Origin of the sequence: Kribbella sp. NBC_00662 (assembly GCF_041430295.1) — a bacterium.
Classification (GTDB): Bacteria; Actinomycetota; Actinomycetes; order Propionibacteriales; family Kribbellaceae; genus Kribbella.
The window spans coordinates 4,843,410-4,857,111 of record NZ_CP109029.1; the positions used below are offsets into that span (position 1 = coordinate 4,843,410).

Here is a 13,702-nt window from a genome sequence, read left to right on the forward strand (position 1 = left end):
CGTGGAATATCGCACGCTGGGCCTGAGCGGCGCTGTGGTCTCGACCTACACGCTCGGCACCATGACGTTCGGCAGCGAGACCGACGAAGCCGGTTCGCATGTGCAGTTGGATCGATACATCGAGGCCGGCGGCAATTTCATCGACACCGCGGACGTGTACTCCGGCGGCGTGTCCGAGCAGATCGTCGGGCGCTGGCTGGCGAAGAGCTCCGCCCGCGACAACGTCGTACTGGCCACCAAGGGCCGGTTCCCGACCGGTGACGGACCGAACGACGTGGGCACGTCGCGCATCCATCTCCGGAAGGCGCTCGACGCGTCGCTCGACCGGCTGGGTGTCGACCACATCGACCTGTACCAGTTGCACGCGTGGGACCCGGTCACGCCGCTCGAGGAGACGCTGAGCTTCCTCGAGGACGCCGTACGAGCCGGCAAGATCGCGTACGGCGGCCTGTCGAACTTCACCGGGTGGCAGCTGCAGAAGGCGTGCGACCTGATCGGGTACCGCGGCTGGTCGAAGCTGGTGACGCTGCAGCCGCAGTACAACCTGCTCGTCCGTGAGATCGAGTGGGAGATCGTGCCGGCCGCGCAGGAGAACGGGCTGGGGCTGCTGCCGTGGTCGCCGCTCGGCGGCGGCTGGCTGACCGGGAAGTACTCGTTCGACGAGGAGCCGACCGGTGCGACTCGTCTCGGCGAGAACCCGGACCGCGGCGTCGAGTCCTGGTACCGGCGCAGCCGCAACCAGCGGGTCCGTGACGTGGTCGATGCGCTCCGGGAGATCGCCGAGGCTCGCGGGATCTCGATGGCGCAGGTGGCGCTCGCCTGGCTCGTGGACCGGCCGACGGTCACGTCGGTGATCCTCGGCGCGCGCACGCTCGAGCAGCTCGACGACAACCTCGCGGCGGCGGATCTGCATCTCACCGCGGAGGAGACGGAGAAGCTGGACGCGGCCAGCGACCCGGGCGCGGCGGACTACCCGTACGGCGGTCCCGGCGTGGCGCAGCGCGGTCGGCCGATCGCGGGCGGACGTTCCTAGCCGTCGACGGCAACGCGGAGGGCGGAGTACGACGCAACCAGTGCACGCCGCTCCTCTGCGAGCAGCGGGTCGTCGCGATCGCATCCTGCTCGGACCCAGCGGTCCGACAGGTCCATCGCCTCGACCCGCTTGCGCGCTGCCCGGCGCACTGCGTCGCGGTCGGCGTCGTACACGTAGGAGTACAGGTCGATCAACGCGCTTTCCAGGTGTTCCTCGGTGACGTCGTCGGAGTGCTGGTGCTCGCGGTGGACGCGCCACCACTCGACCTCGAAGCCGGCAGCGCGTGCCGGGTCGAAGAGCAGACCGCTCGAGGCGGCGACCAGCTCGTAGAAGCGGCGCATGTAGGCGCGCGCCACGTCCGGCTGGTTGTCGGGGTACGGCGCCCAGACCTGGTTGGCGCGGAGTACGTACCAGGCGCCGGAGAGGGTTCGGTGCGGTGGCATGCCGAAGCCGGCGGCGACCATGCCGACCGCGGCGACGAGGAATTCGCGCCACTCGTGCCGGTAGTAGGCGGCCCAGGCATCCGTCTCGCGGTTGCCGACGACCACCGGGTCGAAGGACAGTGGACCTGTTCTGATACGCATGATCCCTCCCCCTGAGGAGATCCGATGAACGATCGTAGCCTGATCGCGGATGTAGTCGCGCGGATGCAGCAGCGTCTCGGCGAGCTGCCGGAGGGTCTCGCTCACCGGCGGTTCTTCCTCAGTACGTACCTGCGGACGACGCAGGCGGTGGGGAAGGCGATCGAGGACGCCTGCTTCGAGGATCCCGACTGGGTCGAGGTGTGGGACGTCAAGTTCGCGGAGCTGTATCTGCAGGCTCACGACGCGGATCTGCCGCCCAGGCCCTGGCGGTTGGCGTTCGAGGCGTCCCCAGAGCTACCTGCGTTGGGGCATGTTCTGCTCGGGATCAATGCGCATGTGAACTACGACCTGCCGCAGGCCTTGCTTGCGGTGATCGGTGATGAGGACTTTTTGGATCCGGCTCTGATGGATCGGCGGCGCCGGGATCACGAGCGGATCGACGGGGTGTTGTCGGCGCGCGTCGCGGCTGAGGACGAGGAGTTGGCGGCGACCGGAGTGCGCAGCCTGTTGGACCAACTGCTCACCCCGCTGAACCGACTGGCCTCGCAGCGCTTCCTGCGGGAGTCCCGGCAGAAGGTGTGGCACAACACGTTCGAGCTGCAGCGGGCGCGCGTTACCGGCACCTACGAGCAGCGACTGGCCGAGCTGGAGGTGCTGAGCGCCGCCAAGGTCGCCGACCTCCTCAGACCCGGCCAGGTGTTGCTCCGACTAGCAGTGACTGGGTTCGGCGTGACGCTGCCACCGGTCTAGCTCGGTAGTACGCCGGACCACAGGAAACCGACCGCCAGGCAGAAGAGCGTCACCAGTCCGAACACTCCGACCCACAGCAACGCCGGCACACCAGTCAGCCGACGCAGCTGATCGGCGTCCGAGCTACGCCCCTGCCCGCCACGCCGTGAGCGCTGCAACTCCAGCACCGCCCGCGGTGCGGCCAACAGCAGGAACCACGTCAGCAGGTGAGCAAACGCGGTCTGTACCTCAGCCGACCCCCACCACGACACACCGAACACCAGAGCGCCGAACACCAGCACCGACCAGAGTCCGAACAAGTTGCGGATCTGCAGCAGCAGAATCACCAGTGCGAGCAACAGTCCCCACAACAGCGCAACGGCGTACCCGCGACTCAACACGAACGCCGCGGCCAGGCCGAACAGCGCAGGGCCGGGGTAGCCGGCGAGCAGTACTGCGATCATGCCGGCGCCCGTCGGCTTACCGCGTGACACGGTCACGCCGGACGTGTCCGAGTGCAGTCTGATCCCTGCGAGCTTCCGGCCGACCAGTGCGGCGATCAGTCCGTGCGCGCCTTCGTGCGCGATCGTCACGACCTGCCGCGTGTACTTCCACAACGGTCGCCAGGCGATCAGCAGCAGTGCGACCACCCCGGTCCCGATCACCAACCGCAGGGACGGCTCGGGCTGGACCGACGTGATGCTGTTCCAGAACTCACTCACCCGCACATCCTTACAGGCAGGTGGTCAACCGCCCGCCGTTGACATCGTCTGGTGTGCGGACGACGGTGGAGGGATCGCGGGGGAGGGGCCGTTTCGCTTTGGGGGAAGACATGTCTCAGCCACGCACCATGACACGCACGGGGAAGAAGACCGCTGCTGCAGCGAAGAAGACCGCCGCGAGACGAGGGACCACGGCAGCCGTCAAGGAAGCGACGGCCGTGCCGCTGGCCGATTTCCTCAACTCCGCCGGGACGCTGACTCTCGACCAGCGAAAACTGCTGGTGGATCAGGCGTTACTGCTGCTCAGTGAGAACTACGTGCACCTGCCGCTCAAGGTCGCGATGCACGCGGTCAACCCGCTGCAACGTCTACGGGTGTTGCGCGCCCGGATGGAGCGCCAGACCGACGACACGATGCAGGAAGAGTGGATGTTCCATCGCGAGATGTCGAGCATCTTCCACTCGGTCCGCGATCTGCACACGAACTATCTGCTGCCGGTCCCGTTCGCCGGGAAGATCGCGTTCCTGCCGTTCATGATCGAGAAGTGCTACGACCCCGACGGAATCGAGCACTATCTGATCACCCGCACCGTCACCGGCTACCAGGCGCCGCAGTTCGGCCCGGGCGCCGAGGTGACGCATTGGAACGGTACGCCGATCGCCCGCGCGGTCGCCCTCAACGGCGCGGTGTTCGCCGGCAGCAACGAGGCCGCGAACCTCGCCCGCGGCCTCGAATCGCTGACGCTGCGCCCGCTCGTGATCCAGTCCCCGCCCGACGAGGACTGGGTGACGCTGACGTACATCGGTCTCGACGGCTCCAACCAGGAACTCCGCGAGCAGTGGAAGGTCGCCACCAACCTCCCGCCGATGACGGACCTCGACGCGGTCACCGAAGCCTCGGCGTTGATGGGTCTCGACCTCGACTCCGACGAGAAGTCCCGGGCGAAGAAGGCGCTGTACGTCCGCGACGTCGTCGAACTCGAACGCGGTCAGAGTTCCGCCGAGCTGGCCGCACCGGCCGCCGTCACCGGCGCGGACCTGCCGACCACGATGCCCGGCGTCTTCCGGGCCCGCGAGGTGGTCACGTCGTCCGGCAACTTCGGGCACCTGCGGATCTTCACGTTCAGCGTGCAGGACCCGGTCGCGTTCCGGGACGAGTTCGTCCGGCTCGCCGCGATCCTGCCGCAGAACGGCCTGATCGTCGACGTACGCGACAACGGCGGCGGGCACATCTACGCCAGTGAGTTCACCCTGCAGACGATGACGCCGCGGCGGATCTCGCCGGAGCCGGTCCAGTTCATCAGTACGCCGCTCAACCTGCAGATCTGCCGTCGGCACAAGGACAACCCGTCCGGGATCGATCTCGGTCCGTGGTTCGACTCGCTCGACCTCGCGATCGAGACCGGTGCGCAGTACTCCGCGGCGAAGCCGATCACGCCGGAGGACGGGGCGAACGATGTCGGGCAGACCTACCACGGGCCGGTCGTGCTGATCACCGACGCGCGGGTCTACTCGGCCACCGACATCTTCACGGCCGGGTTCGCGGACCACGAGATCGGCACGATCCTCGGCGTCGACGACAACACCGGCGCGGGCGGCGCGAACGTCTGGACGCACGGTCTGCTCGCGTCACTCCTGAACGAGCCGCCGCCACCTGACGAGACCTCGCCGTACATCGCGTTGCCGAACGGCGCGAACCTGCGGGTCGCGATCCGCCGTACTCTCCGGGTCGGGAAGCTCGCCGGTACGCCGGTCGAGGACCTCGGCGTCAAGCCGCACGAGACGCACCGGATGACCAGGGCCGACCTGCTCGACGGCAACGTCGACCTGCTGAACAAGGCCGGCGCGCTGCTCGCGGCGCGGCCGGTCCGCCGGCTCGACCTGAAGACGTCGATCAGCGGTACGACGCTGACCGTCGCGATCGATGCCCAGAGCATCGACCGGGTCGACATCTATCTCGACGAGCGCCCGATCAGCTCCGAGGATCTGACCGGACCGCTCAGTATCGACATCCTCGACGCGAACGCCGGCGCGCTGCTGCGGGCCGACGGGTACGCGTCGGGAGTTCTGGTCGCGAGCCGGCGGGTTACCGTCTGAGGTATGCAGACCCTTCACCTGACCGCCGAGGAAGAGGCAATGCTCGGCGGTCGGGACGGGGACGGTGTGGCGCTCGCGATGCGGGTGATCGTCGGCCAGGCGCGGATCTCGGATGCGCCGCGGCTCGTCGAGATCACGTCCGCGCACGTCGACTCGTGCCTGTACCACGGTCAGGTCAGCCTCGACTTCGCCCACCGCCTCGTCGACCTGGGTGCCCGCGTACGCGTCCCGACAACGCTCAACGTCGGCTCGATGGACCTCATCCATCCGGCCCTGGTCCGCGATCAGGAGCTCGCTGCGGCGGGGCGGGAGCTGATGGCGGCGTACGTCGAGCTCGGGTGTACGCCGACGTTCACCTGCGCGCCGTACCAGCTCCCGAACCGGCCCGCGCTCGGCGAGCACATCGCGTGGGCGGAGTCGAACGCGATCGTGTTCGCGAACTCGGTCCTCGGCGCCCGCACGGATCGGTACGGCGACTTCCTCGACGTCTGCGCGGCGATCACCGGACGAGCGCCGTACGCCGGGCTGCAGACGACCGAGGCGCGGCGGGGGACCGTGGTGTTCGACTGCCGGCCGTTGGGCGACTTCCTGCACGAGGAGCTGGCGTATCCGTTGCTCGGGCACCATATCGGTTCGGTGGTGGGTGCCGGAATCCCTGTGCTGGTAGGGATTCCGGAGCAGGTGACCGAGGACGACCTGAAGGCATTCGGTGCTGCGGCGGCATCGGCTGGGGGAGTCGCGCTGTTCCACGCGGTCGGCGTCACGCCGGAGGCGCCGAGTGACTTCGCCGACCTGCCGATATACGAGGTCGATCTCGCCGTCCTGCAGCGGGTCAGGCGGGAGTTGTCGACGACCGGCGAGCTCGACGCGGTCAGCGTCGGTACGCCGCATGCGTCGTACGCCGAATGTCTGCGACTCGCCGAGCTGGTGTCGGACGGGCCGCCGTTCAAGGTGCCGTTCTACCTGTCGACCGGCCGAGCGACCCGGGATCGCCTGGGACCAACGCTCGACGTTCTGGAGAAAGCGGGAGTGACTGTTGTCGTCGACACCTGCACGTATGTCACCGCGATCCTCTCGCCGGAGTGGAAGAACGTGATGACGAACTCCGGCAAGTGGGCGCACTACGCACCCGGAAACATCAACGTCAACGCGGTCCTCGGCTCACTCGCCGAATGTGTCACCTCGGCCCGCGCCGGCCGGGTGGTCCTCGCGTGATCATCCAAGGCCGCACTCTCCATCCCGGTACCGCGACCGGCGAGCCCATCCGCCTCACCGCACCGCTCTCGTTCTGGGGCGGCACCGACGAACACGGACGCATCGTCGACGCCCACCACCCGCAATGCGGCGCCCTCCTCACCGGCCGCATCCTCCTGATGGAATCCGGCCGCGGCTCCAGCTCCGCCTCCAGCGTCCTGGCCGAACAGATCCGCGCCCGCACGGCACCCGCCGCCATCATCCTGACCCGCCCGGACCTAATCATCCCGCTGGGCGCCCTCGTCGCCGCCGAGCTCTACAACCTCAACCTCCCGGTCGTAGTAGCTCCCCACGACGCCATCCCGGACCAGGCACTACTGCAGGTTGTTGCCACCTCGACCAACGCAACCATCACCTGGTCTACATTCACCCCGTGAATCCACGGGGTCTGATCGCGATCTGTGCCGCAGCAGTAGTCCTCCTCACCGGCTGTACGTCGAAGAACACCGTCTCCGACGCCGATGCGGCCGCGGCGTCGGCAGCTGCCAAGGCACGTTCCGGTCTGCCGACCACCAGCGATACTCCCGGAAGTGACTCGACAGCCCCGACGTCAGCGCCGCCCCTGCCGGCGGCGCTGACCCGCAACCCGATCTACCGGATCGGAAAGCTGCCGTCTGCGAGGTGCGCAGAGCCTGCGTACGAGCCGACCTCCCTGGCGAATGTGCGGGCGTACTTCACGCAGTACGTCGCGTGTCTGAACACAGCCTGGGCGCCCGCGATCCGGAAGGCGGGCTTCACCTTCAAGCCTCCGAAACTCGTGGTGGTGCTCGGGCAGTCGCCGTCGTCACCGTGCACCGTTGACGACGGACGGGACTACTACTGCGGCGACACGATCTACATGGATGCCGAGACCCACCTCGCCATGTATCGCGAGGATCCCGACGAAGCACACGCGTGGATGGCGCTCGAGATCGGGCATGAGTACGGACATCACGTCCAGGCGCTCACCGGCGCCTTCGCGGCCCTGTACGACCGGGAGGTGGCGTTGAACGGCGTCGACGCGCACCTCGAGGACACACGGCGGATGGAGCTGCAGGCCTCGTGCTACAGCGGCGTCTACATCGGTGCCGACCGCAACTACTTTCCGGTCTCCCCGGAGTGGCTCGATGTCTGGGGACTGGTCATCCGGAACACGATCGACGACGAGCACGATCACGGTAAGGGCGAGAACCACGGGTACTGGACGACGGCTGGGTTCGACGCGGCGAGTCCCGGTGCGTGCAACACCTACACGGCCGGCTCGTCGCTCGTCAGCTGACGCATCAGCACGGCGGCTGCGCCGAAGAGGAGGGCGCAGCCGGTGAGGGCGAGGGGGAGGGTGGTGAGGGCGGCGAGGGTGGAGATCGTGAGGCCGCAGACGATTTCGCCGAGGTATTCGAGCTGCGCGAGGAACGAGTGCGTTGTCGCGCGGATGTCTGCGGTCGTGCGGGTGTTGACCCAGATCGTGCTGATCACGCGGGTCAGCGGGTTGACGATTCCGTTCAGGAGTACGACGGCGATCGCGCCGAGGACCGGATCGCCGGCGAACGCGAGCAGGAGCATGCTGAGTACGCCGACTAGCGCCGCGAGCGCGTAGTCGGTCGCGGCGTGGCTGCCGTTGATGCGATTGGTGACGAGCCGCAGCACGAGCGCGCCGACGATCAGCCCGACCACGCCGAGAGCCGTGAACCACAGGATCGATTCCGGCAGACCGAGGTTGAGCAGCTGCTTCTGGCTGAGGCGGCCTGCGGCATCCGAGGCGCCGTTGACGAGGAAGGTCGCGGCGAAGATCAGCATGATCGCGCGGCTCCGTCGTACGAGCGTGACGCCGCGGACGAACGTGGTCCAGGACGTCGACCAGCGGGCCGTGCGGGTCGGGACGAAGTTGTGCTCGGTGAAGCGGAGTGCGACGTACAGAGCGAGTGACATCATCGCGGCCCCGGCCACCACGATCGTCGTGTCGCGCCGGGTCGCCCAGGCGAGTAGGCCGAGCGTGATCAGGCCGGTCGCGGCGCCGGTCAGCTGTGCGCGGGCGGCGCGCGTGAGGACGAGGTTGATCCGGTGGGGCCGATCGAGCTCGTCGGTGATCAGCGCGACGTCCGATCCGCTCGCGAAGGTCCACGAGATACCCCAGAGCACCTGCGTCGCGAGGAGCGCCGGGAACGACTCGAACAGTCCGGTGGCGAGCATCGCCGTACCCATCAGCACCTGTGAGATGACCAGCGACCACTTGCGGCTGATCGTGTCGGCGATGACGCCGGCCGGTACTTCGAACACGAGCGCGAACGCACTCTGCACCGACCCGATCAGCACCAGCTCGGCCGGGGAGAGGCCGGCGTCGACGACCAGGTAGACGCTCGTGACCAGCCACCATCCGTTGTGCAGGACCGCGCGCATCCAGGTCCACCGGATGAAGACCGTCTCCATGCCGGTCGATCCTTCCGGGCACAACGCTGCGGCGCCAGCCGATATCTCAGCGCTGTGAGGTGAGGATCACAGTGCAAAACGAATGACCGTTCTTGATCTGGGCGGAGCCTCAGGCGCAAGGTGGAATTTCAGAGAACGAGCGTTCGGTTTGAGGCTGGGGGTCGGCATGGCGCAGATGACTCTGGACCGGGTGGGGCAACCCGCGCTTCCGGAGTTGGGGCGGAAGCGGGGCGGTGGTGTCTGGCGGATCGTCCGCGAGGTAGCGCTGTTGGGGGTCTTGTTCGGGGTCTACAACCTGGGAAGGTTCCTGTCGGCGGAGCACTCGGGGTCGGCGTTCAAGCACGCCCACGAGCTGATCCGCTGGGAGGCCTGGCTCGGGTTGCCGAGCGAGGCGACGTTCCAGCATCACGCCCTTCAGGTCGACGGCCTCGCCCGGGTCGCGAACCTGTTCTACGCGACCGTGCACTTCCCGCTGACGGCGATGGTTCTGCTGTGGTTGATGATCCGCCGCCCGGCCGAGTACGGGAGGGCGCGCTGGGCGCTCGCGTCACTGACCGGCCTGGCGTTGATCGGGCACATGCTGTTCCCGCTCGCGCCGCCGCGGATGATGCCGGGCTGGGTGGACACGGGAGTGTTGCTCGGCCAGTCGGTCTACGGGCCGAGCACGCACTCCGGGGTCGCGAACCAGTTCGCCGCGATGCCGAGTCTGCACGTCGGCTGGGCGCTGATGGTCGCGGTGTTCCTGATCCGCGCGACCCGATCGCGGTGGCGCTGGCTGTGGATCGCACACCCGTTGCTCACCTTCACGGTCGTCGTAGTGACCGCGAACCACTACTGGCTGGACGGTCTGGTCGCGATCGCGCTCGCGGTACCGCTGCTCCTGATCTTCGACAGTTCGTCGTCGGCGCGGATCAGGAACGGTTCGCGCTCGAGCACCAGCCTGGCTGCGGCCGCACCGATGTCGAACCAGAGCCCGATCAGTTCGAGCCGGCCCTGAGCCTCGGCCTCGCGGACACAGGCGAAGCTCCGCAGGTTCTCGAGTTGTACGGTGACGTTCGCGACGGACAACTTGTCCGCGGGCGAGAGCTTGACGCCGCTTGCCGGATCGGCGATGTCGGGCAGCGCGACCGCACGACGTACCGACGGCTCGAGGTGCCGCAGCCAGCTCTCCAGGCCGGATCCCTCGGGTACGTCGGCGGCGAGCGCGGCCGCGGCGGCGCCGCAGGAGGAATGACCGCAGACCACGATCGACTTCACGCCGAGCACGTCGACGGCGTACTCGATCGCGGCATCCACCGAGTTGCTGTTCGAGCCCTTCGGCGGCACGAGGTTGCCGATGTTCCGCACGCAGAACTGGTCGCCGGGCCTGCTGGTGGTGATCATCGTCGGCACGATCCGCGAGTCCGCGCAGGTGATGAACAGATGCTCCGGTCGTTGCCCTTCGGCCGCGAGTCTCGCGAGCAGCGGCCGGATCTCGTCGGCCGACGCCTCGAACTCGCGGACCCCGTCCAGCATCGAGACCTGCCGACCGGACTGAGCGCGATTCAGCTCGACGATGCCGCCGCGCGCGATGTGTCCACGCCGCCAGTCCTCGATCGCCTCGTACGCCGCGTGGTCGAGATGGTCCACGGTGAGCTCGACCAGAACGGTGGCTCCGGCCGGGATCGAGCGCAGCGTCCGCACGAGTGACGCGACCCCGAGGAACACCAGCGTGCCGCGGATCCGCACGATCCACACGCCGTCCGACTCGGTTGCCGTGACGGTCGCGCGGGCGAGTCGGTACAGGACACGGATCACCGCGAGAATCAGGCCGAGCAGGACACCCTCGGCGAGTCCGAGCACGGCGACGCCGACCGCGGTCACGACGTACACGAGCAACTCGTCGTGCCTGCGCAACGTGCGGATGTGAGCGAGCTGCACCAGGCGCAACCCGGTCACGAGCAGTACGCCGGCCAGCGCGGCCATCGGGATCAGCTCGAGCATGGCACCGGCCGCGAGCACGAACGCGGCGATCCACAGGCCGTGCATGATCGCGGACGCCCGGGTCCGGGCGCCGGCCGCGACGTTGGTCGACGAGCGGACGATCACGCCGGTGACCGGCATACCGCCGAGGGCACCGGACAACGCGTTCGCCGCGCCCTGACCGATCAGCTCGCGATCGAGGTTGCTCCGGTTGCCGCGATGAAGCTTGTCGACGGCAACGGCCGACAGCAACGACTCGACACTGGCGACCAGGGCAACGGTCAGTACGGCGGTGACGATCTCGATCGGCGTGCCGTCGGGCATCGTCGGCAGGATCAAGCTCTGCAACGGATGGTCCGGCAGGTCGACCCGGGTCACGTCGGGCATCCAGACCGCGGCCAGTGCGGTCACCGCGACGACTGCGACAAGTGGCGCCGGAATCGCCTTTATTCTGGGGACTCTGGGCCAGGCGAGCACGACCGCGACCGTCAAGATGCCGACGGCAACGGAGTGGCCGTGGTGCGTCATCAGTTGCGCGGGGAGCGCGATCACGTTGTCGACCAGGGAGCTCTGGGCCTTGCCGCCGAGCACGACATGCAGCTGCTGAACGGCGATCGTCACGCCGATCCCGGCGAGCATGCCGTGCACGACAGCGGGAGACAGCGAGAGCGCCAGCCGCCCGATGCGGGTGACGCCCAGCAGGATCTGCACGACACCGGCCGCACAGGTGATCGCAGCGGTCGCGGCCCAGCCGAACTGGGTGACGAGGCCGGCGACGACCACGGTCAGACCCGCGGCCGGACCGCTGACTTGCAAAGGGGATCCGCCGAGCGCACCGGCGACCACGCCGCCGACCACAGCTGCAACGAGGCCGGCGATCAGCGGCGCGCCGGATGCGGCGGCGATCCCGAGGGAGAGGGGTATTGCGATCAGGAAGACGACCAGCGATGCAGGGAGATCGTGGTGGAGAATGGTCTTCCACAGCTTGGGAGTGGGTGAGGTCGGCACGGGTGGTCCTCCGGCGTCGGTGCTCAGGGCAACTGCTCGGGCATCAGGCGTCGAAACAAAGAGTGTCGATCTGGTTACCCACTGTACTTACCCGTTCAAGCCCACACCAGCGGCAATTGCTCAGAACAGCACCTGGCGCGCGTGGTCGGTGTCCAGGTACTCGCGGACCGCGACGATCAGCCCGTCCCGAACAGTGAAGACTCCTCCACATTTGTTGCTGTAGGCACCACCCGCACGAGCTGTTGCCTGCGCGGTCCATTCGGCGAACACCTGCTCGCCGTCGGCGATCACGTTCACCAGCTCGATCGTCACCGGCGTACCGGGGGCGAAGAGGTTGCCGGCCGCCGCGCCGAGGAACTCGTCGACGACCATGTCCCGGCCCTTCCAGTCACCGGACAGCGGCAAATCACCTGGGTAGGTCCACACCACGTCCGGCGCGAAGCTCGCCCGGATCGTCGGCAGATCACCCGCCGCCACAGCCTCGACGTACCTGGTCACAACGGTCTTCGGATCGGTCATGAGTTGTGCCTCCTGGTGCAGGGTGAGTACGGCGTTGCCGCGGATGCGACGGTTGCGTAGGTCGTCGAGTACGGCGTCGGTCCGGGACCAGTCCTCGATCCGGCCGAGCTCCGGGTGCAGCCGCCCCGACGAGACCAGCCGGACGAGCGTCGTGAGGTCCTGGTCGTCAGGCCCCTGGGCGTAGTGGAAGTGCCGGATCCGAGCAGCCTCGGCGGCGGTGAAGAAGTCGAAGAAGTCGAGCGTGACCGGTTGCCTGCTGGCCTCGCCGAACCAGATCAGGTCACCGCCCGGGGCCAGTTTCGACAGCGCGACGGGCAGGCTCTCGCCGCCGACGGACTCGAGCACGAGGTCGAAGGGCCCGCGGGCGTCGGCGACGTCGTACACGAGGTCTTCGGCGCCGAGCTCGAGCAGCCGCGCACCGCGGGTCGGTGAGGAGACGACGGCTGTGACCTCAGCACCGGCGCCGGCGGCGAGCTCGGTGAAGTAGTGCCCGACTCCGCCGGAGGCGCCGGTCAGCAGGATCCGCCGACCGATCACGCTGCCCGCCGTACGCAGCAACCGCAGCGCCGTCAGCCCCGCGAGCGGAAGCGCGGCAGCCTGCTCGAACGAGATCGTGTCCGGCAGTACTGCGACCTGTGTGGCCGGGGCGGTGACGCGCTCGGCCCAACCCGAGTGCGGCAGATGCGCGACCACGCGACTGCCGACCGGCGGGCCGTCGGGAGCCGCCTCGACCACCCGGCCCGCGATGTCCTTACCCGGCCGCCATCCGTCCCGCGGCCGCTCCAACTGGAAGGTCTCGCCGCGGTTGATCGAGAACGCCGCGACCTCGATCACCATCTCGTCCGCACCGGGCCGGACCTCGTCGACCTCGGTCAGCCCAACTGCGCCGGTGTCCACCGGAACCACTGCCCTCATTGCCGTTCCGCTCCTTCAACTAGACTCGGCAACGACGCTACGAGCGGGTCGCAGCGGCCGGAAGACAGCACTTACTACTGCTATAGGCACCAAATGGATACCGACCAGGTCAGAGGCAAGTGGGACGCCACGAAGGGCGCCTGCCCGACACGTCAGGTGCTCGGCCGGATCGGCGACACCTGGACGATGCTGGTGATCAGCACGCTCGAGAAGGGCGGCACGCTGCGCTCCGGGCAGCTCAAGTCGATCATTGAGGGCATCACCCAGAAGATGCTCACGCAGACGCTGCGGCACCTCGAGCGCGACGGCGTCGTACGGCGTGATGTGGTTCCTACTGTTCCGGTGACGGTCAGCTATACGCTGACGCCGCTCGGCCTGAGCCTGGCCGCGGCAGTCGCGACGATGCGCACCTGGGCCTACGACCACATGGACGAGATCGCCGCCGCCCGCACCGAGTACGACGCCAACCTCTGA

At 68.1% G+C, this 13,702-nt stretch carries 12 protein-coding genes and 1 pseudogene; 8 read left to right on the forward strand and 5 right to left on the reverse strand.

The window, feature by feature from the left end; genetic code table 11:
• The first annotated feature begins 1 nt into the window (after position 1).
• Positions 2 to 1,033 carry an aldo/keto reductase gene (locus tag OHA10_RS24360; protein ID WP_371401077.1) on the forward strand — a complete coding sequence of 344 codons (1,032 nt, stop codon included), beginning with the start codon at positions 2 to 4 and terminating at the stop codon, positions 1,031 to 1,033.
• Here OHA10_RS24360 and OHA10_RS24365 read toward each other — a convergent pair.
• A complete protein-coding gene (locus tag OHA10_RS24365) occupies positions 1,030 to 1,617 on the reverse strand; it encodes a hypothetical protein (RefSeq protein ID WP_371401078.1) in 588 nt (195 codons plus the stop codon). The genes OHA10_RS24360 and OHA10_RS24365 overlap by 4 nt on opposite strands.
• Positions 1,618 to 1,641: 24 nt before the next feature.
• On the opposite strand from OHA10_RS24365, the gene OHA10_RS24370 reads away from it, so the two are divergent.
• Entirely contained in the window at positions 1,642 to 2,367 is a 726-nt protein-coding gene (locus tag OHA10_RS24370) for a DUF5995 family protein (RefSeq protein WP_371401079.1), read from the forward strand.
• On the opposite strand, the gene OHA10_RS24375 is transcribed toward OHA10_RS24370, so the two are convergent.
• Positions 2,364 to 3,068 carry a M50 family metallopeptidase gene (locus OHA10_RS24375; RefSeq protein WP_371401080.1) on the reverse strand — a complete coding sequence of 235 codons (705 nt, stop codon included), beginning with the start codon at positions 3,066 to 3,068 and terminating at the stop codon, positions 2,364 to 2,366. The two genes, OHA10_RS24370 and OHA10_RS24375, sit on opposite strands and share 4 nt — an antisense overlap.
• 128 nt (positions 3,069 to 3,196) lie before the next feature.
• Here OHA10_RS24375 and OHA10_RS24380 point away from each other — a divergent pair, with 128 nt between their 5' ends.
• The 4 genes from OHA10_RS24380 to OHA10_RS24395 are packed head-to-tail and all read left to right on the forward strand — an operon-like array spanning position 3,197 to position 7,676.
• Positions 3,197 to 5,164 carry a S41 family peptidase gene (locus OHA10_RS24380; protein ID WP_371401081.1) on the forward strand — a complete coding sequence of 656 codons (1,968 nt, stop codon included), beginning with the start codon at positions 3,197 to 3,199 and terminating at the stop codon, positions 5,162 to 5,164.
• A gap of 3 nt (positions 5,165 to 5,167) precedes the next feature.
• Positions 5,168 to 6,379: an aconitase X gene (locus OHA10_RS24385; protein ID WP_371401082.1), complete on the forward strand. Its 1,212-nt coding sequence runs from the start codon at positions 5,168 to 5,170 to the stop codon at positions 6,377 to 6,379.
• Positions 6,376 to 6,795, forward strand: a complete 420-nt coding sequence (locus tag OHA10_RS24390; protein WP_371401083.1) for an aconitase X swivel domain-containing protein — start codon at positions 6,376 to 6,378, stop codon at positions 6,793 to 6,795. The genes OHA10_RS24385 and OHA10_RS24390 overlap by 4 nt, the downstream gene beginning before the upstream one ends.
• A complete protein-coding gene (locus OHA10_RS24395; protein WP_371401084.1) occupies positions 6,792 to 7,676 on the forward strand; it encodes a neutral zinc metallopeptidase in 885 nt (294 codons plus the stop codon). The genes OHA10_RS24390 and OHA10_RS24395 overlap by 4 nt, the downstream gene beginning before the upstream one ends.
• Here the strand turns inward: OHA10_RS24395 and OHA10_RS24400 are convergent.
• The gene (locus OHA10_RS24400; RefSeq protein ID WP_371401085.1) at positions 7,646 to 8,824 is read right to left on the reverse strand and encodes an MFS transporter; all 1,179 of its coding nucleotides are present in this window, start codon (positions 8,822 to 8,824) and stop codon (positions 7,646 to 7,648) included. The two genes, OHA10_RS24395 and OHA10_RS24400, sit on opposite strands and share 31 nt — an antisense overlap.
• 166 nt (positions 8,825 to 8,990) lie before the next feature.
• Between OHA10_RS24400 and OHA10_RS24405 the strand changes: the two genes are divergently transcribed.
• Positions 8,991 to 9,821: a phosphatase PAP2 family protein gene (locus OHA10_RS24405; RefSeq protein WP_371401086.1), complete on the forward strand. Its 831-nt coding sequence runs from the start codon at positions 8,991 to 8,993 to the stop codon at positions 9,819 to 9,821.
• 14 nt (positions 9,822 to 9,835) lie between these two features.
• On the opposite strand, the pseudogene OHA10_RS24410 reads toward OHA10_RS24405, so the two are convergent.
• A pseudogene (locus tag OHA10_RS24410) lies at positions 9,836 to 11,794 on the reverse strand (bifunctional SulP family inorganic anion transporter/carbonic anhydrase); the annotation flags it as partial.
• 120 nt (positions 11,795 to 11,914) lie between these two features.
• Positions 11,915 to 13,228, reverse strand: coding sequence for a nuclear transport factor 2 family protein (locus OHA10_RS24415; RefSeq protein WP_371401087.1), 1,314 nt, complete (start codon positions 13,226 to 13,228; stop codon positions 11,915 to 11,917).
• 93 nt (positions 13,229 to 13,321) lie between these two features.
• Between OHA10_RS24415 and OHA10_RS24420 the strand changes: the two genes are divergently transcribed.
• On the forward strand, positions 13,322 to 13,702 hold the full coding sequence (locus OHA10_RS24420; RefSeq protein WP_371401088.1) for a winged helix-turn-helix transcriptional regulator: 381 nt from the start codon (positions 13,322 to 13,324) through the stop codon (positions 13,700 to 13,702).

Excerpts from the sequence above, each read along its gene's own strand:
- OHA10_RS24420 (WP_371401088.1), top strand. The coding sequence starts at position 13,322 with ATGGATACCGACCAGGTCAGAGGCAAGTGGGACGCCACGAAGGGCGCC.
- OHA10_RS24365 (WP_371401078.1), bottom strand. The coding sequence starts at position 1,617 with ATGCGTATCAGAACAGGTCCACTGTCCTTCGACCCGGTGGTCGTCGGC.
- OHA10_RS24380 (WP_371401081.1), top strand. The coding sequence starts at position 3,197 with ATGACACGCACGGGGAAGAAGACCGCTGCTGCAGCGAAGAAGACCGCC.
- OHA10_RS24415 (WP_371401087.1), bottom strand. The coding sequence starts at position 13,228 with ATGAGGGCAGTGGTTCCGGTGGACACCGGCGCAGTTGGGCTGACCGAG.
- OHA10_RS24400 (WP_371401085.1), bottom strand. The coding sequence starts at position 8,824 with ATGGAGACGGTCTTCATCCGGTGGACCTGGATGCGCGCGGTCCTGCAC.
- OHA10_RS24385 (WP_371401082.1), top strand. The coding sequence starts at position 5,168 with ATGCAGACCCTTCACCTGACCGCCGAGGAAGAGGCAATGCTCGGCGGT.
- OHA10_RS24370 (WP_371401079.1), top strand. The coding sequence starts at position 1,642 with ATGAACGATCGTAGCCTGATCGCGGATGTAGTCGCGCGGATGCAGCAG.
- OHA10_RS24405 (WP_371401086.1), top strand. The coding sequence starts at position 8,991 with ATGGCGCAGATGACTCTGGACCGGGTGGGGCAACCCGCGCTTCCGGAG.